Origin of the sequence: Corynebacterium sp. LK10 (genome assembly GCF_008042455.1) — a bacterium.
GTDB lineage: Bacteria > Actinomycetota > Actinomycetes > Mycobacteriales > Mycobacteriaceae > Corynebacterium > Corynebacterium jeikeium_D.
On sequence record NZ_NOVT01000005.1, the window covers coordinates 63,243 to 83,469 of the forward strand.

Below are 20,227 nucleotides of genomic sequence, written 5' to 3' on the forward strand. Positions count from 1 at the left end.
CGTCCGAATCCGCTAGTTCCTGAAGCCGTGCACCGGCGCGGGGATGTAGCCGCCGCGGGCAATGAACTCGGCATTGCCCTTGGCATTGACATCAATGACCGGCGCGTAGCCGAGCAGACCACCGAAGTTCACCTCATCGCCCGGCTTGGTACCCGGCACCGGAATGAGGCGGGCTGCGGTGGTCTTGTGGTTCATCACACCGATGGCGGCCTCGTCGGCAATCATGCCGGAAATGGTGGTCGCAGGCGTGTCACCGGGAATCGCAATCATGTCGAAGCCCACCGAGCAAATAGAGGTCATCGCCTCCAGCTTGTCCATGCTGATCGACCCCGCGCGCACAGCATCAATCATGCCCTTGTCCTCAGAGACCGGAATGAACGACCCGGACAGTCCACCGACGCGTGAACACGCCATCAGGCCGCCTTTCTTGACGGCGTCGTTAAGCAGTGCCAGCGCGGCAGTGGTGCCGTGCGTGCCGACCTGCTCCAACCCCATGTGCTCGAGAATATGAGCGACGGAGTCGCCCATCTCTGCAGTCGGCGCGAGTGAGAGATCCACGATGCCAAAAGGCACGCCCAGGCGCTCCGACGCCATCGTGCCGACCAGCTGACCCGTGCGTGTGATCTTGAACGCTGCCTTCTTAATCTCCTCGGCGACTTCGTTAAAGCTGGCGCCATGCAGATCGCCGAGCGCGCGATCGACCACACCCGGACCCGAAACGCCGACAGAAACGACACAATCTGGCTCCCCGACACCGTGGAACGCGCCGGCCATGAAGGGGTTGTCGCCCACCGCATTGGCGAAAACCACCAGTTTTGCGCAGGCAATCGAGCTGCGGTCGGCGGTCTGCGCCGCAGCTTCCTTCACCACTTCGCCCATGCGGCGCACTGCATCCATGTTGATGCCCGCGCGTGACGACGCTACGTTGACCGAACTGCACACCAATTCGGTCTCGCTAAGAGCGTGGGGAATGGAGTCGATGAGCCACTTCTCGCTGGTCGTCGCGCCCTTTTCGACGAGCGCCGAGTAGCCGCCGAGGAAGTTCACGCCAGAATCGCGGGCGGCGCGGTCCAGTGCCTTGGCCACCACGGTGGGGTCGCCTTCGCAACCGGCCGTGATGAGGGAAACTGGTGTGACGGAGATGCGCTTATTGACGATCGGAATGCCCAGCTCCGCCTCGATACCCTCGCAGACCTCCACGAGGCGAGCGGCCTGCCTGGTTACGCGGTCATACACCGCCTGTGCGGTGGCTTCCATTTCAGAGCGAGAGCACTCGAGCAGGGAAATGCCCATGGTGACCGTCCGGATATCCAGACGGTACTTCTCGATCATGTCAATAGTGTCGAGGAACTTAGATTGCGCGAAGTTGAAATCCATCCTGGTCGCGCCCTTTAAATCTCGTTGACGGCGTTGAATAGCGCCTCAGACTGGATTCGAATGACAAGCCCCTCCCGCTTGCCGACGGAATCCATGTAACCCTGCAGCGTGCTGATAGGGGTGGCCTTCTCGTTGAACTCCACCCGCAGGATCATGGTGAACCATTTATCCATGAGGGTCTGGGAAACATCGACGATGTTGACGTCCTGCTCCGCCAGAGCAGTGGTGACGGCGGCGATGATGCCGGTGTGATCCTCGCCGGTGACGGTAATGATGGCAAACATGGCCTCAATTTTAGCCGGTGGGGAGGCGGGGAAAATCTGTGGATGGCGGTTGTGCTGGTGGCAAGTTTGTGGCGAAGCATGTTCAGGGCCGCCCAAAAACACTTCACGACACCTATGTCACCTCGTGCCATCTGTGGAGGCGGCATGAGGTGACATAGGTGTCGTGAAGTGGGGAGGAGGGGAGGGGCGTGAGCGTGGGCTGTGCCAGAGCGAGGGGCAGCCCTACGGAGCCAGCCCTATCGGACGTCGACGAACTCCTTGACAATCCACTTGCGCAGGGCGAGCAGAATCAAGCCCAGGACAACCGAGGCGATACCCAGGGTGATGAAGAAGGTGTTCTCAGCAGCGGCATCCTCATAGTTGTAGAAGCCGGCCAGGGTGCCTGCCAGTGAAGTACCCATAGCGACTGCCATCAGCCAGACGGCCATCATGCGCGACGGGAATGCTGCCGGAGCGACCTTGGTAGCAAGGGCGTTGCCGACCGGGCTCAGCATGAGCTCACCCATGGTGAACAGGAAGAGAATCCAGATAATCGCATACAGCGGAGTGGAGTTCTCACCGCCACCGGAGAATGGGATGAAGAAGAACAGCGAGATACCGATGATGATGTTGGCGACACCGAACTTCACTGGGGTGGACCACTGGCGGTCACCAAGCTTGGACCAGGCGGCTGCAAAGACCATCGAGAAGGCGATGATGAAGATCGGGTTGATCGAGTTAATCCAGGCCGGGGACATTTCCCAACCGAAGATCTCGCGGTCGAGGCGGATGTCCGAGTAGATGGCCAGCACCGTGAACTGCTGCTGGAAGATACCGAAGAACAGCACGCCTGAGACGAACATCGGGATGAAGCCGACCAGGCGAGTCTTCTCCGATTTCGTCGTAAGTGGCGAGGAGTACATCTGCCACCACAGCACCACAGCGGCGATCAGTGCAATCACTGTGACCACAGTGGAAAGAGTCGTGACCGGAACAATTCCGGTGGAAACCAGCGTAACCGAGACAACAGTGATGACCACTGCGATGCCAATCCATACCGGGTACTGCTTCTTCGGCAGCGGGTTCGGAATCTCATGGCCAGCCTCGGCGATGGTGGACTTGCGCATCAGGATGTACTGAATCAGACCGGCAGCCATACCGATAGCGGCCAGGCCGAAGCCCCAGTGGAAGCCCTTCATTCCCCAGATCCAGCCGGTGAGCAGTGGGCCGAACAGGGCACCGATATTGACGCCCATGTAGAAGATGGAGAAGCCGGCGTCACGACGCGGGTCGTCCTTTGCGTAGAGCTGACCCAGCACGACCTGTGCGTTGGTCTTCACGCCGCCGGAGCCGATTGCGATGGAGACAAGGCCAATAGCCAGGCCAATCACGCCGGGGATGAATGCCAAGGAGATGTGGCCAAACATGACCAGGATGGCGGAGTAGAACAGTGTCCGCTCCGAGCCAAGGATACGGTCAGCAACCAGAGAGGCAACGAGTGCGGCCATGTAGACAAGACCGCCGTAAGCACCGACGATAGAGGTAGCAGCACCCTTGTCCAGGCCGAGACCGCCCTGAGTGGTCTCGTAGTACATGTAGAAAGCCAGGATGGCCTGCATGCCGTAGAAGCTGAAGCGCTCCCACATTTCGATGCCGAAGAGATTGGCGAGACCCCACGGTTGGCCCATGAAGGTGCGGTCTTCGCTGGACCCTGCGGGGTTATGAGTTCGTTGGGTCTCAGCAGTTGGTTGATTGCCGAGAGCCTCGTCTGAAGATTTGTCCATTCTTCAATTATCGAGGCGGAGTGCAAAAATTAAAAACCAGATTTAGTCAGTGAACTAAATCGAAGGGTTAGGAACGGGGCCAAAGGCTTAGTCCAGAGACTTACGAGCAACCGCATTCGACGCTGCTCGCCAACCCAGCAGCAGCAAGGCGCTCATGACTGAGGCAACCAGAATGAAGGACCAGTGCGGGACTGCCGAATTGCGGGTGGCCCACACAGCTAGGCCGACGACGACAGTGCCGAGCCACACAATTGCGCCTGAACTCACTGCACGCGGGTTCGGCTCGTTCTTAATCAGCGCGGTGCCCAGGAGGACACCGAATGCGAACGGCCACCAGGTATCGAGGATATTGATGAAGGTAAAAGAATCCTCGGGAGTGTTGTGAGCCAGGCGCGCTAACACGGCGAAAATAAAGATGGCGAGGATGTCAATCAAGAACGTCGATACGCGTGTGTTCATGCTTCTTAGTCTAGCGACCCCTCAGATTGGTGGGGGACCAGCGACCAGCGGCGAGGAAGCCATTAGCGGTCAGCGACTGGCTGATGCTCGGGCTGATCCTTGTGGTCGAAGCCGAGGGCGTAGATAATCCAGCCCACAATTGCCACCAGGACGAAGGAAACGATGCGGTAGACCAGCACCGCTGCAAAGGCCTCGGCGCCGGTGGTGCCGCCTGCGATGAGAGCCGCGGTCAAAGCGGCCTCGACAGTGCCGATGCCGCCCGGTGTGGCCTGGATGAAACCAGCGAGCTTGCCGGTTACGAAGGCCAGCAGCACCTTCGTAGCGGAGATGTCATCGACACCAACGGCACGGATGGCGGCGTAGAGACAGACAATTTCCGCGACCCAGTTGATAAAGGACCAGGTGAAGGAAAGAGCCAAAGTTTGCACGGGCAACTTCACGCTGGTCAGCTGTTTGACGGACTCTTCAAGTCGGTCGACATCGGTGTCCGCGGGCTTCTTTCGAATCTTGTTAAAGACACGCAGACACCACGCGCCTGTCTTGTTGAGAAAAGCCGGGTTCTGCGAAATCCGCCACAGCAAAATGGTGGCTAGTAAAACCGCAATTGCCATAGCGATGAGCACCGCGGTCGTGCCACCCTGTCCGACGAAGAAGAGGCTGCCAAGCCCCAGAAATGCCAGACCTAAAAACGACAACGCGCCCGAAAAAAGCACGAACCAGCTGACAAGGACCGCGGATGCGCCCCACTGCATCATGCGCTTAATCTGTAGCGCCGTGGAGAATGCAGCACCACCGGGAACGGTGACCGCCCACGCGTTGGATGCGAGGGTTAGCGCATTGGTGCTACGGCGAGTGGCTGCTTTTACGCCTCCAGCTCGCAACAGCAGACGCATCACTTCCGCCATCGCGTAGAGCGAAAAAGCCACGGAAAAAATAGCGATGAACAGCCACTTAGCGTCGACATCCGCAAGGATTTGGAGCCCCTGGACGACGCTGTCCCAGTTTCTTACCGTCAGGACGACACCGGCAATCACGAGGGCCACGAGGATTATCGATCGTAGCCAGCTCGAATTGCCGGTTTTGAGGACTTTTTTAAGTCGTGACATAAATAAGAAGCCTGTTCGTCTTCCTGTTCGTCTCCCTAGACGTCGCCGCAGTGGTCTCCCTAGTCGTCGTTCTTGCCGTCGCGCTCCTTGAGCAACGAAGTGAGCGGACGGAACGGCTGCAGCCACGCACCGCCATCAGGCAGGCGGTCGAGATCGATACGCGGTAGCGGCTCGCGGAAGACGCCCTTGATTTCCTCCAGGTCAACGAAGCGAATCGCATCGGAGGCCAGCGCCCAGGAAGCGTGCTCGTGAAAACCGATGACGGTTACCCGAATCCCCTCGGATGCGAGCTTTTCCAGCAGCTCCTGGAAATTCTGGCCATCGGCGGACGCAACGACGACACTGCGCAACACGCCCTCGTCGTAACGCCGTTGGATGTGCGCAATCATGTCCGGGTCAACGTCGGTGTCCTCTTCGATCTTCGGCTTTGCGAAGACCGCGAAACCGACATTGCGCAGAGCCTCGACCCAGGGGCGGACAATCTCCGCTGAGCCCGGGTTGACGTTGGTGAACACCGTGGCCTCGGGGAGGACATCGGAACCGATTTTGTGGGATACGCGCTCGGCTTCGTCGATAAGCCATTTGCCCACGGCGTCGAAGCGGGGGCGGTGCGCGGCGGTCGGGCGGGAGCCCAAAATGGCGCCGAGCCCCATGTCCAAGTTCGGGGCATCCCACACGAGCAGTGCGGTGGGGTGCGTCTCGGTGGTGTTGTAGCTGGCAGAGGTGTTCTGGGTAGTGCTCATGTTCCTATGCCTCTTTCTTGCGCCAGATGAACTCGTGGATGTCGTGGTCGAGGTTCAGGCCGCGGGCTTCGAACTTGGTCGTCGGTCGGTCGAGAAGCATGGGGGATTCCGGCCAGGGCCAGGCGATGGGCTCGAGCGTCGGCTCGACCTCGCGGAGCTCCTCGATCCACTCTGCGTAGTCCGCATGGTCGGTGGCGGCGTGGAAAATGCCGCCGGGCTTCAGACGCGAAGAAATCAGGCGCAACGTGCCAGACTGCACAATGCGGCGCTTGTGGTGGCGTGCCTTCGGCCACGGGTCCGGGAAGAACAGGCGCACGCCGGCCAGCGACTCCGGCTCGATCATGCGCTGCAAAACCTCGACGCCGTCGCCGCGGACCATGCGGATGTTCGACACCTCATTGCGCACGGTGGCGGAGAGTAGTTTCGCCAGGCCAGGGCGGTAAAGCTCAACGGCGATGATGTTGTGGTCCGGTTCCTGCGGAGCCATTGCCACGGTGGACGTGCCGGTGCCGCAGCCAATCTCGACGATGGTCGGTCCCTTGCGACCGAACCATTCCTCCACGTCAATGACTTCGTCGGAGAGGACCTTGCCGTAAGTGTCCCAGTTATCTTCCCAGATCTTTTCCTGGTTGGGAGTCAAAGTGCCGCGGCGGAAGGACAGATTGCCGATGCGCGGGTAGTCAAGACCATCGTCGAATTGGGTCTTTTCCGGACGACCTGCAGGCAATTCGCCCTTCTTCGGCTGGCGTTCATGCGGTTGTTCCGCCTGCTCGTCCGCGCGAGTTGGCAATGGTTCAGATTGCTGCGAAACCGCAGGCTGTTCGATATTTTCAGAAAAATCAGAAGTAGTCACGTTCCCTATTGTCCACGACATCGGCCAACTATCCAATCATTGCCCCTAGGATTTTTGTTGTTGTCCTGGCGGTTTCACGCCGGTTGACGATGCCGCGTCGTCCTGAATAGGCGGCACGGCGGGGCAATTTGTTTTGCCGACTTGCCGAATCCGCGGTCCGCTGTAGGCTGAACGCGAAGCCGCGCTTATTCGTTGGTTGAAGCGGTGCTTGGGGTCTGCCTAGCGCAGCGTTTCAGGGCGCGGAATCTGGCCCACGGGCCGTATGGGGGTTACGCAGGTTTTAACTAAACCACGCAGGGGATTTATGGGAGGGGACTAGGCCGGATGGACCTTATTTCCGCAACTGATGTCACGGAAACAACACAGCCGTCAACGGGATCTACATCGTCGTCGTTGCGCGCTGCCGTGGTGGACTGGCTGTCATCACGGCAGGCCGCGCACTCGGACACCGCTAACACGAGCGGCGCGGAGGTGTGCGTCGCCAAGGCGCTTGAGCGCGAGAAACGGCCACCGATAATCTGCGCGCGATTGCGCAGGGGCGTGCGCGAAACCGCTGTGCGCGAGGCATTTTCGCAATGTCACGCGGAGCTGGCCGACAAGCTGTCCGCCCCTGTCGCGCTGGTCATCGAGCAACAACCGATTCGCCATTCGCTTGCCGACGAGTATTGCGACATCACCACAAACGAGACAGCTGAACACACTTTTTTGTTCAGCTCCGCGTTGCGGAAGATTGCTGAACGCTACGGTGCGGAAGACGAATCACGCGATGATGACGGGCTACTCGCAGTGCAGTTGACTGAGATCGCGGCAGCCTTTCCCGCGGCTAGAGACAGCCTGGAGGAGTTGCTATGGCAACACCGGACGTAGTTGAGCCACGCCCGGTCTCGGCGGAGGGGTCTGAGCAGCCACCGCTCCTTGTCACCAAAGCTGGGGATGCAGCGGACCGCGCGGACCTCTCGCAGATCGTTGACACTGCGATGCCGCCACGTCGGCTGGAGTTTGTGGATAAACGCAGCGCCGTCGTGCTCTATGTTGCAGACAGCGAGGTGCAGCCCACGCGGGAGTGTGTCAGCACGGTTGCAGCAATTAGCCAGGCCACCGGCCGCGTTGCAGTTGGCCTGATTGGCAATGGTGAGTATGCCGAGGCCTGGCGCCAGGAAATCGACAGCACAATCCCGATGGGAGCGCTGGACGAGAGAATGGCCAGAACCCTGGTTCTGCTGGCAGAAGGCCCGCCCAGAAACTCGGGAGAAACACTGAGTGCGCGCCGGGCTCGAAATGTGCGAGCTCAGCTGGCGCAGGAGCGATCGCGCGGAGCCGGGGCGGCGGCGCGATTGCAGCGGAAGATGCAGTTGGTAGCTGAGAGTGCAGTGCGGGATGCGCTCCAGGAAGTGGCTGACGGACCCGCAGGTGACCAAGCGGAACTTCAGGGCCGTGCCGAGGTCGCAGCGACGCGGCTGCAGCAGCGGTGTGGCGACGAATTGGGCTTTCGTGTGGAAATCCCGGTGCCCGCTCCAGAAAACCCAGCTCGCCCCAGTTATGCCATGGACGCGCTGGTGGCGGTGGCCTCGCTTGGCGTGGCGGTCGGCGCAGTGCGGATCATCCACGGGGTGCTGATGTGGGTTGGGGTGCCGACGCTTGCGGCGCAGCTGGCCGCACTTGCAATAGGCCTCGGCGTTGCGGTGGTGGCGGTGGGCGCAACGATTCGTCGTAACGCACGCCAACGCACCGCGCAGTGGCGGGCAAATTACCTCGCCCATCTGCGGCGAAAATGGACACAGTCCGTGGAGATGACGGTGCGCGAAGCCCTTGGTGCGCGGGGTCCGGGATGGCGGATAGAGCAGCTGGCGGAGTACACCGGAACGCCTGCCCGATAGCCGTGACAGCGAAGAGAAATAGGGGGATATCACGATGGATGAGTTTTCATTACTGCAGTACTTTTCCGACCAACCCGCGTCCGAGGGCGGGGTGGAGGTGCGTTCGCCCGCTACGCCGTGTGGTTTGGAGGCGGCGACGCCGATTGATGGGCAGTCTGCGGACGTTGGTGGCGCCGGGTTGGTCGTGGAGGTCGATGGGCAGCTCTACGACCTCGGCGACGACGAGGGGTCAATTACGCTTGCCGACGACTCCGGGTTGTCGATCTATTCGGATTTAGACGGTGACGGCACGGTGGATCACGTTACGACGGTCCGTTTTGACGGCACTTGGGAGTCTTGGAGCAGCGATGATGTGAGGGCTGCTGACGCGATAGGCGGAGCGGCAGCGGAAACGGTATCAGCAGCGGGGAAGTGGGATGCGTACTCATGGGAGCAGTCTGCGCGGGGCAGCTGGGGCTAATGACTTTGGAACCGCTGCGCGCGGGGGTACCCGTGTCTCGGTTGCTTACAAATGGGGGTAACTGCAGCCAAAGGGTTAATGGTTGTAATTTTATGTGGTGAGGCTGGCCTTATTCGCTGGTTATAGCCATAAATGAACAGGTCGCAAGAATGGGGCGAGGAAAATTATTTGTTGTAAAGCCGTGATGTAACGGCTTGCAAATGAGGGAACGAGCCGATTGTCGATGTGGGGCCCGGCAACTTTCGGTATCCCCCGGTAGCCTTAAATTAAGACGCGAATCAATGAGTCAGGAGAACTGATGTCCGCACCTTCTATTCCTGGTCTCGAGGGCCAGGCCCCGACCGAGAACGCCGAACTGCTGCGCTGGATTGCTGAGGTCGTAGAACTGACCCAGCCAGACAAGGTTGTCTTTGCTGATGGCTCGGAAGAAGAGTGGAACCGCCTTACCCAGGACCTGGTTGATAAGGGAACTCTTATCAAGCTGAATGAGGAAAAGCGCCCGAACTCTTTCCTTGCCCGCTCTAACCCGAAGGACGTTGCTCGTGTGGAGTCCCGCACGTTCATCGCTTCTGAAAAGGAAGAGGACGCTGGCCCGACCAACAACTGGGCGGATCCGGTCGAGCTGAAGAAGGAAATGACCGAGCACTACCGCGGTTCCATGAAGGGTCGCACCATGTTCGTCGTTCCGTTCTGCATGGGTCCGATTACCGACCCGGAGCCGAAGCTGGGTGTTCAGCTGACCGACTCGGAGTACGTGGTTCTCTCCATGCGAATCATGACCCGCATGGGTCAGGATGCCCTGGACAAGATTGGTCCGGACGGAGACTTCGTCCACGCTCTGCACTCCGTTGGCGCTCCGCTGGAGGAGGGCCAGGAGGACGTTGCATGGCCGTGCAACGATGAGAAGTACATCACCCAGTTCCCGGAGACCAAGGAGATTTGGTCCTACGGTTCCGGCTACGGCGGAAACGCCATCCTGGCCAAGAAGTGCTACGCACTGCGTATCGCTTCGGTCATGGCTAAGGAAGAGGGCTGGATGGCCGAGCACATGCTCATCCTGAAGCTCACCAACCCAGAGGGCAAGGCCTACCACATCGCCGCTGCATTCCCGTCTGCATGTGGTAAGACCAACCTGGCTATGCTGACTCCGACCATCGAGGGCTGGAAGGCCGAGGTCGTCGGTGACGACATCGCATGGCTGAAGTTCGGTGAGGACGGCCGCCTGTACGCTGTCAACCCGGAGAACGGCTTCTTCGGTGTTGCACCGGGTACCAACTACTCCTCCAACCCGAACGCCATGAAGACCATGGAGGCCGGTAACACCCTGTTCACCAACGTCGCACTGACCGACGATGGCGACGTCTGGTGGGAAGGCATGGAAGGCAAGCCGGAGCACCTCATTGACTGGAAGGGCAATGACTGGACTCCGGATTCCGACGAGCTGTCCTCGCACCCGAACTCCCGTTACTGCACCCCGATTTCGCAGTGCCCGGTCGCTGCACCGGAGTATGACGACCCGCAGGGTGTCCCGATTGACGCCATCCTGTTCGGTGGCCGTCGCCCGGACACTGTGCCGCTGGTGACCCAGGCTCTGTCCTGGAACCACGCAACCTTCATCGGTGCAACCCTGGCTTCCGGTCAGACCGCTGCTTCCGCTGAGGCTAAGGTTGGCTCCCTGCGTCACGACCCGATGGCAATGCTGCCGTTCATTGGCTACAACGTCGGTGACTACCTGCAGCACTGGATTGACATGGGTGTCAAGGGCGGCGACAAGATGCCAGAGGTCTTCCTGGTCAACTGGTTCCGCCGCGGCGAAGACGGTCGCTTCCTGTGGCCGGGCTTCGGCGACAACTCCCGTGTTCTCAAGTGGATCATCGACCGCATTGAGGGCCGTGTTGGCGCCAAGGAGACCGTTGTTGGTCACACCGCTAAGGCAGAGGACCTGGACCTGACTGGCCTGGACATCGACTTCGCCGATGTCAAGGAAGCCCTGAAGGCACCGGCTGCTAAGTGGCAGGGTGACCTCCCGGACAACGAGGAGTGGCTGAAGTTCCTCGGCGACCGCGTTCCGCAGGAGGTCTGGGACGAGTTCGAGGCTCTGAAGGCTCGTATCGAGAAGAGTCTGCAGGACTAAGATCTTGCTAGCTAGCCTTGCTAAAAGCTAGAACCTAGAACCACCCCCTTGTTGCCCGAAGTGGCTGGCAAGGGGGTGGTTTGTGCAGTACAACGATGAAGGATGACACGCAATGCAACTAACGCTTTTCTCTGATTTGAGCCTGCGTGTCATCACTTTGATGGCGATGGGGGAGCTGGGGCGCAAATACACCGCTGCCGAGGTAGCGGAGTCTCTCAATGCGTCTCGCGCGCATGTTTCCAAGGTTGTCTCGCGGCTTGTGGAGCTCGGCTTCTTGGAAGCGGTCAAGGGGCGCAATGGTGGCATCTATCTGCGAGATTCGGCTACGGAAAAATCCGTCGGCAAGCTGCTGCGCACTCTGGAAAACAACGAGGTCGTCGATTGTGTCGGCACTGACTGTCCATTGCTGCCGACGTGCCTGTTGCGTGGCAAGTTAGCGGCTGCACAGGAGGCGTTCTTCGCGGCACTCGATCCGGTGTTGATTGCTGATCTCATTCCCGCCAAGTCGGTTGATGGTGCGGATGGTGATACTTCCGAGGGAGGTAGCTTGTCTGAGGGGTCGAGGCTCAATATTCGTCCGGTTTAGGTGGTTTAGGCGTAGAACTGAAGGCCTAATCTCGATTTGAAAAGAGCTGAGAGTGGTGCTGTCGAAGCTTGTCTGTCAAGACTTTTGGCGGCGCCGTTTCTGCAGCTAAAAGCGGTTGATTCGCAACTGCAAAGACTAGTTTTGGCGCCAACAAACAATATTGCGCAAACAAAATGCGCAATATGGTGATAGTGTGAAGTCATGCCAAACCTGAATGTCAACAAGAACGGCCTGACTCCAGAGCAGGCCGAAGTCGTCACCCAAACCCTGCCCGTCGTCGGTGCCAACATCGAGAAAATCACGCCGAACTTCTACAACCGGATGTTCGCTGCTCACCCCGAACTCATTGCCGATACCTTCAACCGCGGCAACCAGAAGCAGGGGGCTCAGCAGAAGGCGCTGGCGGCATCCGTCGCTACCTTCGCAGCTACGCTGGTCGACCCAGACGCTCCTGCCCCGGAAGAACTGCTTTCCCGCATCGGCCACAAGCACATTTCCGTTGGCATCAAGCCGGAGCAGTACCCAATCGTGCACAAGCACCTCTTCGATGCCATCGAGGAAATCCTCACCCCAGAGGTCTTTCAGGGGGCTGTCCGCGACGCATGGGATGCCGTCTACCTGGAGATGCAGCGTGTTCTCATCGACTTCGAGAAGGGGCTCTATGACGACCTCGGCGTCGAAGCAGGTGATGTTTTCCGCGCCGCTCACGTCGTCTCTCGTGAAGAGCGCGGTGATGATGTCGCAGTATTCTCCGTCAAGCTTGACGACGAAACCCCCGTTTCCTACCTCCCGGGACAGTACATTTCCGTGCGTCAGACCATGCCGGACGGCGCCGGCCAGCTACGTCAATACTCTCTGGTCGGCGGCAAGGAAGGTGTTCTGACCTTCGCGGTTCGTCGTGTCGATGCCTCTGAGGACCTGCCGGCTGGCGAAGTTTCCACACAGCTGTGGGAAAAGGTGCAGCCGGGCGATGCCATCGAGATCTCTCTGCCGGCAGGTGACCTGGTGTTGGACACCAAATCAAACGACCCGGTGGTGCTTATTTCCGCAGGTATTGGTGCCACTCCCATGATCGGCATGTTGGATGCCCTGGTGGCTGGCGACTCTAAGCGAGATGTTGTCGTCCTCCACGCGGACCGTGCAGAAACCGCAGATGCCCTGCGCGCAGAGCGTGACAATGCTGTCGCCGCTCTGACCAATGCTCGCCAGCAGGTGTGGTACGAGCCGGATTTGATGAATCTGGCGGATGCGGAGCTGCCGGAGGGCGCTCAGTTCTACCTCTGTGGTGGCAACGGCTTCCTGCAGGCCATTCGCCAGCAGCTCGCCGATCGCGGTGTTGCTCGCGATAACGTTCACTTCGAGCTGTTCAGCCCGAACGATTGGCTGCTAGACGCTTAACGCCACAACCGCGCCGTCGCCATAAAAGTCGTCGTCACAAATAAAGCCAAATGACCAGCCGCGATATATGTCCGGGGCTGGTCATTTTGCAGTTTGTAGCATCGGCGGCTTCGTATTACTCGGCCAAGCCGGAAAGCTCCGCAACAACATCCGCCGCATATTGATTCGTGCACTGCGCAAACGCAATACCTGCCCACAAATTGAGATACTCGGGATCGACGGCCTTATTCGCCGCGCCGCGAAGCGGTGTGGTCAAGTAGTGCAGTTGCGGGTAAAGCTCCGGCGCGACCCTAGAAAACTCCCGGGTAAACGTGTTCTCGATGGCACGCGCTGGCTTGCCGGAAAAAGCATGAGTCAAAACGGTGTCACGCCCCACCAAATCACGCAGTGCCCGTCGGTGCGTCTCCTTCGTACCCGCCTCCGCGGTGGTGAGGAACCGTGTGCCAGCTTGCACAGCCACCGCGCCGGCTTCCACAAGCTTGACGACGTCCTCTCGGTTACCCACCCCACCAGCGGCGATGATAGGTACATCGGTTACCGCACATGCTTCGGTGACTGCTTGGGCGAGCTCTTCCACAGAGGCCCCAATGCTGTCGGACGAATCCTTCCCCTTCACAAATGCGCGGTGCCCACCCGCAGCTAGTCCTTGCAGGACAATGCGATCAGCGCCAGCTGCAGCCGCCGCTCGTACGCCCTCAATTGAGGTCGCATTGAGCACCACGCTGCGGCCAGATTCCTTTACCTGAGCAATGACCTCGTTATCTGGGTAGCCAAAGGTAAAGGAGACGAACTTCAGGGCATCGGGATTGGGCAGAAAGTCATCAGCGAGAATTGCCTCGACTTTCGCCGAGAAGTAGTCATCTGACCAGGTCGGAGTGTCAGGCAAATCGATGTCGAAGTGGGCAGCAGCCGGCGCCAGACGATTACGAAAAGCGGTCCACTGAGCAAGTTCCTCCTCTGAGGTTCCGACACCGGCGTCAGCCGTGTTGGGGCAGAAGAGGTTGATGCCGAAACCTTTGCCGTCGTCAAGCAGTGTGCACGTCTGCTGTGCCTGTTCAGTGAGCTTTTCGACAGTGAGATAGCCGGCGGCAAGGGTGCCAAGCCCGCCAGCATTGGAAACGGCAGCGACGAGTTCGGGCGTGGATGGGCCACCGGCCATCGGTGCCAGGATGATTGATGAGCGTCGGAGGCTTTCGGGAGATTTCGGGGTCGTACTGCTCATAGGGCGAGAGTAACACTAAGGCCGGATTCCCCCGCGTGGGAGAACCCGGCCGGTTCCGACGAGCGACGTTGCGCAATAGACGTCGCGCTACCGCCTCAAAAACTCAAGAACTACTTGGTGCTCTCCGGCGGATCCAGCGGCATACCCTGGCCAGCGCGGTAGAACGGAATGTCCTGCGGTGCCAGCGGGGTCTTGCCGGCGATGAGATCAGCGGCCTTTTCGGCAATCATCATGGTCGGTGCGTAGATATTGCCATTGGTGATGCCCGGCATGACCGAAGCGTCAACCACGTAGAGGCCCTCGGTGCCGTGAACCTGCATGGTTTCCGGATCGACCACGGCCATCTCGTCGGAGGCCGGCCCCATCTTGCAGGTGCAGGATGGGTGCAGTGCGGTCTCGGCGTCCTTGCGGACCCACTCGAGAATCTCCTCGTCGGTCTGCACATCTGCACCCGGGGAAATCTCGCCGTCGGTGTACTCCTTCATTGCCGGAGTGTCCAGCAGCTTACGGGAGACCTTCACAGCCTCGACCCATTCACGGCGGTCCTGATCAGTGGACAGGTAGTTGAACAGAATCGACGGCTTGACCTTGATGTCCGAGGAGGTGATGTGGACATGGCCACGGGCATCCGAGTACATCGGACCAACGTGGAACTGGAAACCGTGCGGGCTATCGATCTTCGTGCCGTCGTAACGCATGGCCAGCGGCAGGAAGTGGAACATCAGGTTCGGGTAGGGCTCGTTGTCGTTGGAGCGCGCGAAACCGCCACCCTCGAAGTGCGACGTTGCCACCGGGCCCTTGTGGGTGAGCAGCCACCACAGGCCAATGAACGGCCAACGCCACTTCTCCAGGTACGGCTGTGAAGACACCGGCTGGGTGGCGTTGTACTGAATGTAGACCTCCAGGTGGTCCTGCAGGTTTTCGCCGACACCAGGCAGGTGCTTGACGACGTTCACTCCGGCGGCATTCAAGACCTTCTCATCGCCAATGCCGGAGACCTCGAGCAGCTGCGGAGAGTTGAAAGCGCCACCGCAGAGGATGACCTTGTCTGCTCGCACCTGACGTGTGCGCCCCTTCCAGGCGTACTCCACGCCGACGGCCTTGGTGCCCTCGAAGAGAATGCGGGTGGCTTCTGCGCGGGTGCGAAGCTCCAGATTTGGACGCTGCAGAGCCGGGTGCAGGTATGCGCGGGCAGCGGAGAGGCGACGGCCCTTGTCGATGTTCGCGTCGAAGGGACCGAAGCCCTCCTGGCGGTAGCCGTTGACGTCCGGGGTGTAGTTGTAGCCGGCCTGCTGGACAGACTTGAAGAAGGCCTTGAACAGCGGAGAATCGGCCGGACCGCGCTTCATGCGCAGTGGGCCGTCGTGGCCACGGCGCGGGTCGTCCTTGTCGGAGCCGAGTGCATTTTCCATGCGCTTGAAGTAAGGCAGAACGTGGTTCCAGCCCCAGTTCTCTAGCCCCTTGGTGTCGCCCCACTTGTCGTAGTCCATGGGGTTACCGCGCTGGTAGATCTGGCCGTTGATGGAGGAGGAGCCGCCGACGACCTTGCCGCGGGCGTGGTAGATGCGGCGACCGTTCATCTCCGGTTCCGGCTCGGATTCGTACTTCCAGTCGTAGTACTTGTTGCCGATTGGGAAGGAGAACGCCGAAGGCATGTGAATGTAGAGGTCCCAGAGGGAGTCCATGCGGCCGGCCTCGAGTACGAGCACCTGCTGAGTGTGGTCTGCGGACAGCCGGTTAGCCAGCACAGAGCCGGCAGAGCCCGCGCCAACGATGACGACGTCGCGGTGTTCGACTGTGGTGTTGCCATTCTTTTTACCGAAGTTGAAGACAGCCGGGAAAGCTCCCATGTTCTGGTGTACCTCCGTAGGTTGTTTGCCGATGTATATCGGACTGGTTTTCAAGGACTGCGATAAGCCCCGATAAGCCCCAAGTAATATTTAAAGGCAGGCCCTATATATTGATATTGGAATAAGTGGCCGGAGGCGTATCTCAAATCCCCTTCACCTATATAGAATGCCACACAATTGGTATTCAATTCCAGTTGGAATGATTTTAAACGCCTTGAAAGCTGGATAAATATGCAGGTGAAGATGTTGATGTTGGGGTGGAGAATTCTTCTGAATCGATTCTAAGACTTGAGGGATTATTCAAACTAGGTATGCTGGGTTAGTTCCCGAATCTGAAGGATTTTCCTATGTCTGATACTCCGCCAACTGAGAAGGTAACGGAGGAAAAATCTGGATCGTCGCAAGAAATGCAGCGATCGCAGTCGGTCCCTCCACAACAAGCGCAAGCGAGTGTGACCTCTGAGCCTGAGGTCAACTGGCCTGTATTTATTATTTCAGGCGTTGGTATTCTCGCCATTGCCCTGTGGGCTATTTTTGCCCCGGACAATGCAGCGGACACCCTAGCGGGCATTGTCGCCTGGGTATCGAAGAACTTCGGTTGGTTCTATATCGTGACCGCGACGGTGGCAGTGCTCTTCATGCTCTACATCGCCATCTCGCGAACGGGGCAGATTAAGCTCGGCCCCGATCACGCCAAACCTCAGTTCGGCCTGTTTTCTTGGGCCTCTATGCTCTTTGCCGCAGGTATCGGCATTGACCTGCTCTTCTTCTCGGTAGCAGAGCCGGTGGCACAGTACTATGGCCCGCCGACCGGAGATGCGGAGACCATCGAAGCCGCGCGTCAGGCAGTGGTGTTCACGCTCTTCCACTATGGTGTGACCGGTTGGGCGCTCTACGCGCTGATGGGCATGGCATTCGGCTACTTCGCTTACCGCTTGAACATGCCACTGACCATTCGCTCGGCGCTCTACCCAATCATTGGCAAGCGCATCCACGGCCCCGCTGGTGAAGCGGTCGAAATCGCAGCGATGCTCGGTACCGTTTTCGGTGTCGCAACTTCGCTGGGTATCGGCGTCGTCCAGCTGAATTACGGCCTGCGCGTGCTGTTCGGGGTGGATGAGAGTACGTCCTGGCAGATCGCTCTAATCGTCGTGGCTGTATCGGTGGCTATCGCCTCCGCGGTTTCCGGTGTTGACAAGGGGATTCGCCGTCTCTCGGAGCTCAACGTTGGCCTGGCCATCTGCTTGATGCTCTACATCCTGGTCACTGGTCGCACGGCGTTCCTGTTTGACGCCCTGGTGATGAACGTCGGCGAGTACGTCTCCAAGTTCCCATCCATGACTATGGATACCTACGCGTTCTCCGGAGCGCAGGAATGGTTGAATTCCTGGACCCTGTTCTTCTGGGCTTGGTGGGTGGCCTGGGCACCGTTCGTCGGTTTGTTCCTGGCTCGTATTTCCCGTGGCCGTAGCCTGCGCCAGTTTGTCGTCGGCACGCTGACCATTCCATTCCTCTTCGTCCTGATGTGGGTGTCGGTATTCGGTAACTCGGCGCTGGACCTGGTCATCAATGGCGATTCGGAGTTTGGCCAGACTGCACTGGATTACCCGGAGCGTGCCTTCTACCTGCTGCTGGAGCAGTACCCGGCGCCGATGATGGTGGCTGCAGTCGCATCTCTGATTGGCCTGTTGCTCTACATCACCTCGGCGGACTCGGCGGCACTGGTGATGAGTAACTTCACTTCGAAGATCACCGACACACAGCAGGACGGTAAGAAGTGGACCCGTATTTTCTGGGCTGTCGTGGTCGGTGTGCTGACCATCTCCATGCTCTATGTCGGTGGTATTCCGACGCTGCAGTCGGCAACGATTGTGATGGGTCTGCCGTTTGCCTTTGTCATCTATCTGGTGATGTATGGCCTGTTTAAGTCGCTGCGACTGGAGCTGTTGCAACAGGATTCGACACGTCGAGCCCTCCACGGGGCGATGTCGGGCCGCGCCGTGGATGGCCAACAGGGTGACTGGCGCAATCGACTTGCCCGCTCCATGTCCTTCCCGGGCAAGAAGCCAGTCATGCGCTACCTCGACCGAGTGGTGCAGCCCGCACTTGAACAGGTGGCAGATGCTATCAGGGAACGTGGCGGTGAAGTGACGCTGCACCGTGAACCAGCAGAAGAAGTCGGTATTGACCAGATTGACCTGCAGGTCGGATTCGGCGAGGAGATGAGCTTCCGCTACCAGGTCTATCCGGTTGAACACTTGACGCCGTCTTTTGCTGGCCTGGTACACCTGGACAGTGATGCTGATATTTACTACTACCGCCTCGAGGTCTTCACGCTGACCGGTTCGCTCGGCTACGACGTCTATGGCTACACCCAAGAGCAGCTGATTTCCGACGTCCTCGACCTCTACGAACGGCACTTGGAGTTTTTGCACATGCAGTCTGATCTCCCGGGCACCTCAGATCTGTCCGATAATGCCGAACCTGTCCGCGAATGGTCTGATGACTACGCCAAGGAGGATTCCTAAATGACCTTTAAGCCTTCAACTACTGATAAGGCCCTCGCACCCGAGACCGCCAAATCCCACGAAGGCGCGGCCACGCTGTTTATCGACGGCACCTGGTCCGCTGCAGCCGCTGGCAACACTCGCACTATCGAGTGCCCGGCCGATGGCTCTTTCATCGCCGAAGTTGCGGAAGCAGATGCGACCGACACCGAGCGCGCCATCGCCGCCGCCGACGCCGCCTTCCGACGTACCGGGGAAGGTTCCTGGGCATCCTGGAGCACAGCTGAGCGCAGCAAGTTGGTACTCGACATCGGTGCTGCCATCAGGCAGCGCAAGGACGAATTTGCCTGGGCAGAGGCCATGGATACCGGTAAGCGCCTGCCAGAGGCGGCAGCCGATATGGATGACATCATCGCCTGCTTTGAGTACTTCGGGAAGCTTGCAGGCAATGATGCCGGTCGTCTCGTGGATGCGGATGACCCGTCCGTCGTCGCGCGTCTTGTGCGTGAGCCCGTCGGTGTCTGTGGTCTGATTACGCCGTGGAACTACCCACTGCTGCAGACCGCATGGAAGGTCGCACCGGCGCTGGCCACGGGCAATACCTTTGTGCTCAAGCCGGCGGAGCTGACTCCGCACACAGCAATTCTACTCATGCACGTCATCGATGATCTGGGTGTTCCGGCGGGCGTTGCCAACCTCATTACCGGAGCTGGTGCCGAAGCGGGCGCACCGCTGTCCTCGCATCCGAAGGTGGACATGGTCTCCTTCACTGGCGGTCTTGTCACTGGCAAGATTATTGCTGGTGAAGCGGCTAAGTCTGTGAAGAAGGTCGCGCTTGAGCTCGGCGGCAAGAACCCGAACATCATCTTCGCCGACGCCGATTACGAAGCCGCTTTGGACAATGCCCTCAATGCTGCGTTCCTGCACTCCGGTCAGGTGTGCTCGGCGGGCGCTCGCTTGATTGTGGAGGAGTCCATCGCCGAGAAGTTTGTCGACGATCTGGTCGAGCGCGCCGGACACATCCAGCTCGGCGGTCCGCTCGACGAGAAGGCCGAGACCGGTGCGCTGATTTCGAAGCAGCACCTGGATAAGGTCGCGGCATACGTCGATCGAGCTCGTGAGCAGGGCGCTCGTGTGCGCGTAGGCGGCGAGATCGCCACGGGCACCACCGCCGATGGTTCCGCCTCGCTTGCCGACGGCTACTTCTACCTCCCAACCGTGATTGACCAGGTCACCCGCGATATGGACTGCGTCCACGACGAAGCCTTTGGCCCGGTAGTGACGGTGGAGACCTTCACCACGGTTGACGAGGCCATCGAGATCGGCAACGACACCGAATACGGCCTGGCCGGTGCGGTGTGGTCATCCAACCGCGAGGTGTCTGAGCGCGTTTCCCGCGAGCTGCGTCACGGTACCGTCTGGATCAACGACTTTGGCCCCTACCTGCCACAGGCCGAGTGGGGTGGCTTTGGTCAGTCCGGTATTGGCCGCGAGCTGGGCCCGACCGGCCTGGAGGAGTACACCGAAGCCAAGCTGGTCTACGAGAACACAGCACCGGCTGTTACCGGTTGGTTCGAGGATCGTCGTTAAATAACTCGGAACAAGCCC

Annotated in this window: 17 protein-coding genes; 8 read left to right on the forward strand and 9 right to left on the reverse strand. The window is 59.5% G+C overall.

Annotated elements, in window-relative coordinates; genetic code table 11:
- Nucleotides 1-12: 12 nt before the first annotated feature.
- The 7 genes from CHU70_RS02235 to trmB all read right to left on the reverse strand — a co-directional run bounded on the left by CHU70_RS02235 (nucleotide 13) and on the right by trmB (nucleotide 6,585).
- Nucleotides 13-1,377: a PFL family protein gene (locus tag CHU70_RS02235; protein ID WP_070767093.1), complete on the reverse strand. Its 1,365-nt coding sequence runs from the start codon at nucleotides 1,375-1,377 to the stop codon at nucleotides 13-15.
- Nucleotides 1,378-1,391: 14 nt separating this feature from the next.
- A complete protein-coding gene (locus CHU70_RS02240; protein ID WP_016421638.1) occupies nucleotides 1,392-1,661 on the reverse strand; it encodes an ACT domain-containing protein in 270 nt (89 codons plus the stop codon).
- 236 nt (nucleotides 1,662-1,897) lie between these two features.
- Entirely contained in the window at nucleotides 1,898-3,424 is a 1,527-nt protein-coding gene (locus CHU70_RS02245; RefSeq protein ID WP_016421637.1) for a peptide MFS transporter, read from the reverse strand.
- A gap of 87 nt (nucleotides 3,425-3,511) precedes the next feature.
- Nucleotides 3,512-3,883, reverse strand: coding sequence for a DUF3054 domain-containing protein (locus CHU70_RS02250; protein ID WP_049171813.1), 372 nt, complete (start codon nucleotides 3,881-3,883; stop codon nucleotides 3,512-3,514).
- A gap of 62 nt (nucleotides 3,884-3,945) precedes the next feature.
- Complete coding sequence (locus CHU70_RS02255) at nucleotides 3,946-4,989, reverse strand: YbhN family protein (protein WP_049193158.1); 1,044 nt, start codon at nucleotides 4,987-4,989, stop codon at nucleotides 3,946-3,948.
- A 59-nt stretch (nucleotides 4,990-5,048) separates the two neighbouring features.
- Entirely contained in the window at nucleotides 5,049-5,732 is a 684-nt protein-coding gene (locus CHU70_RS02260; RefSeq protein WP_005510460.1) for an NYN domain-containing protein, read from the reverse strand.
- 4 nt (nucleotides 5,733-5,736) lie between these two features.
- A complete protein-coding gene (gene trmB / locus CHU70_RS02265) occupies nucleotides 5,737-6,585 on the reverse strand; it encodes a tRNA (guanosine(46)-N7)-methyltransferase TrmB (RefSeq protein WP_224784268.1) in 849 nt (282 codons plus the stop codon).
- Between the two features lie 324 nt (nucleotides 6,586-6,909).
- Here trmB and CHU70_RS02270 point away from each other — a divergent pair, with 324 nt between their 5' ends.
- The 6 genes from CHU70_RS02270 (at nucleotide 6,910) to CHU70_RS02295 (ending at nucleotide 13,040) form a co-directional block, all read left to right on the forward strand.
- A complete protein-coding gene (locus CHU70_RS02270) occupies nucleotides 6,910-7,452 on the forward strand; it encodes a hypothetical protein (protein ID WP_147719421.1) in 543 nt (180 codons plus the stop codon).
- Nucleotides 7,434-8,462 carry a hypothetical protein gene (locus CHU70_RS02275; protein ID WP_049193160.1) on the forward strand — a complete coding sequence of 343 codons (1,029 nt, stop codon included), beginning with the start codon at nucleotides 7,434-7,436 and terminating at the stop codon, nucleotides 8,460-8,462. Before CHU70_RS02270 ends, CHU70_RS02275 begins: the two co-directional genes overlap by 19 nt.
- Before the next feature lie 34 nt (nucleotides 8,463-8,496).
- On the forward strand, nucleotides 8,497-8,922 hold the full coding sequence (locus tag CHU70_RS02280; RefSeq protein WP_049171803.1) for a DUF6802 family protein: 426 nt from the start codon (nucleotides 8,497-8,499) through the stop codon (nucleotides 8,920-8,922).
- 298 nt (nucleotides 8,923-9,220) lie between these two features.
- A complete protein-coding gene (locus CHU70_RS02285; protein ID WP_049171801.1) occupies nucleotides 9,221-11,056 on the forward strand; it encodes a phosphoenolpyruvate carboxykinase (GTP) in 1,836 nt (611 codons plus the stop codon).
- Between the two features lie 112 nt (nucleotides 11,057-11,168).
- Nucleotides 11,169-11,642: an Rrf2 family transcriptional regulator gene (locus tag CHU70_RS02290; protein ID WP_070595680.1), complete on the forward strand. Its 474-nt coding sequence runs from the start codon at nucleotides 11,169-11,171 to the stop codon at nucleotides 11,640-11,642.
- A 201-nt stretch (nucleotides 11,643-11,843) separates the two neighbouring features.
- Complete coding sequence (locus CHU70_RS02295; RefSeq protein ID WP_049171798.1) at nucleotides 11,844-13,040, forward strand: globin domain-containing protein; 1,197 nt, start codon at nucleotides 11,844-11,846, stop codon at nucleotides 13,038-13,040.
- 115 nt (nucleotides 13,041-13,155) lie between these two features.
- Here CHU70_RS02295 and CHU70_RS02300 read toward each other — a convergent pair whose 3' ends face one another.
- Both CHU70_RS02300 and betA read right to left on the reverse strand, forming a co-directional pair.
- Complete coding sequence (locus CHU70_RS02300; RefSeq protein WP_147719422.1) at nucleotides 13,156-14,262, reverse strand: nitronate monooxygenase family protein; 1,107 nt, start codon at nucleotides 14,260-14,262, stop codon at nucleotides 13,156-13,158.
- Nucleotides 14,263-14,372: 110 nt separating this feature from the next.
- The gene (betA, locus tag CHU70_RS02305) at nucleotides 14,373-16,112 is read right to left on the reverse strand and encodes a choline dehydrogenase (RefSeq protein WP_049193170.1); all 1,740 of its coding nucleotides are present in this window, start codon (nucleotides 16,110-16,112) and stop codon (nucleotides 14,373-14,375) included.
- A 347-nt stretch (nucleotides 16,113-16,459) separates the two neighbouring features.
- Between betA and betT the strand changes: the two genes are divergently transcribed.
- The gene (gene betT / locus CHU70_RS02310; RefSeq protein ID WP_070437253.1) at nucleotides 16,460-18,640 is read left to right on the forward strand and encodes a choline BCCT transporter BetT; all 2,181 of its coding nucleotides are present in this window, start codon (nucleotides 16,460-16,462) and stop codon (nucleotides 18,638-18,640) included.
- Nucleotides 18,641-20,209, forward strand: coding sequence for an aldehyde dehydrogenase family protein (locus CHU70_RS02315; protein WP_147719423.1), 1,569 nt, complete (start codon nucleotides 18,641-18,643; stop codon nucleotides 20,207-20,209).
- Nucleotides 20,210-20,227 lie beyond the last annotated feature (18 nt).

Coding starts and splice junctions, on each gene's coding strand:
- CHU70_RS02235 (WP_070767093.1), bottom strand. CDS start 1,377: ATGGATTTCAACTTCGCGCAATCTAAGTTCCTCGACACTATTGACATG.
- CHU70_RS02240 (WP_016421638.1), bottom strand. CDS start 1,661: ATGTTTGCCATCATTACCGTCACCGGCGAGGATCACACCGGCATCATC.
- CHU70_RS02245 (WP_016421637.1), bottom strand. CDS start 3,424: ATGGACAAATCTTCAGACGAGGCTCTCGGCAATCAACCAACTGCTGAG.
- CHU70_RS02250 (WP_049171813.1), bottom strand. CDS start 3,883: ATGAACACACGCGTATCGACGTTCTTGATTGACATCCTCGCCATCTTT.
- CHU70_RS02255 (WP_049193158.1), bottom strand. CDS start 4,989: ATGTCACGACTTAAAAAAGTCCTCAAAACCGGCAATTCGAGCTGGCTA.
- CHU70_RS02260 (WP_005510460.1), bottom strand. CDS start 5,732: ATGAGCACTACCCAGAACACCTCTGCCAGCTACAACACCACCGAGACG.
- CHU70_RS02270 (WP_147719421.1), top strand. CDS start 6,910: ATGGACCTTATTTCCGCAACTGATGTCACGGAAACAACACAGCCGTCA.
- CHU70_RS02275 (WP_049193160.1), top strand. CDS start 7,434: ATGGCAACACCGGACGTAGTTGAGCCACGCCCGGTCTCGGCGGAGGGG.
- CHU70_RS02280 (WP_049171803.1), top strand. CDS start 8,497: ATGGATGAGTTTTCATTACTGCAGTACTTTTCCGACCAACCCGCGTCC.
- CHU70_RS02285 (WP_049171801.1), top strand. CDS start 9,221: ATGTCCGCACCTTCTATTCCTGGTCTCGAGGGCCAGGCCCCGACCGAG.
- CHU70_RS02290 (WP_070595680.1), top strand. CDS start 11,169: ATGCAACTAACGCTTTTCTCTGATTTGAGCCTGCGTGTCATCACTTTG.
- CHU70_RS02295 (WP_049171798.1), top strand. CDS start 11,844: ATGCCAAACCTGAATGTCAACAAGAACGGCCTGACTCCAGAGCAGGCC.
- CHU70_RS02300 (WP_147719422.1), bottom strand. CDS start 14,262: ATGAGCAGTACGACCCCGAAATCTCCCGAAAGCCTCCGACGCTCATCA.
- betA (WP_049193170.1), bottom strand. CDS start 16,112: ATGGGAGCTTTCCCGGCTGTCTTCAACTTCGGTAAAAAGAATGGCAAC.
- betT (WP_070437253.1), top strand. CDS start 16,460: ATGTCTGATACTCCGCCAACTGAGAAGGTAACGGAGGAAAAATCTGGA.
- CHU70_RS02315 (WP_147719423.1), top strand. CDS start 18,641: ATGACCTTTAAGCCTTCAACTACTGATAAGGCCCTCGCACCCGAGACC.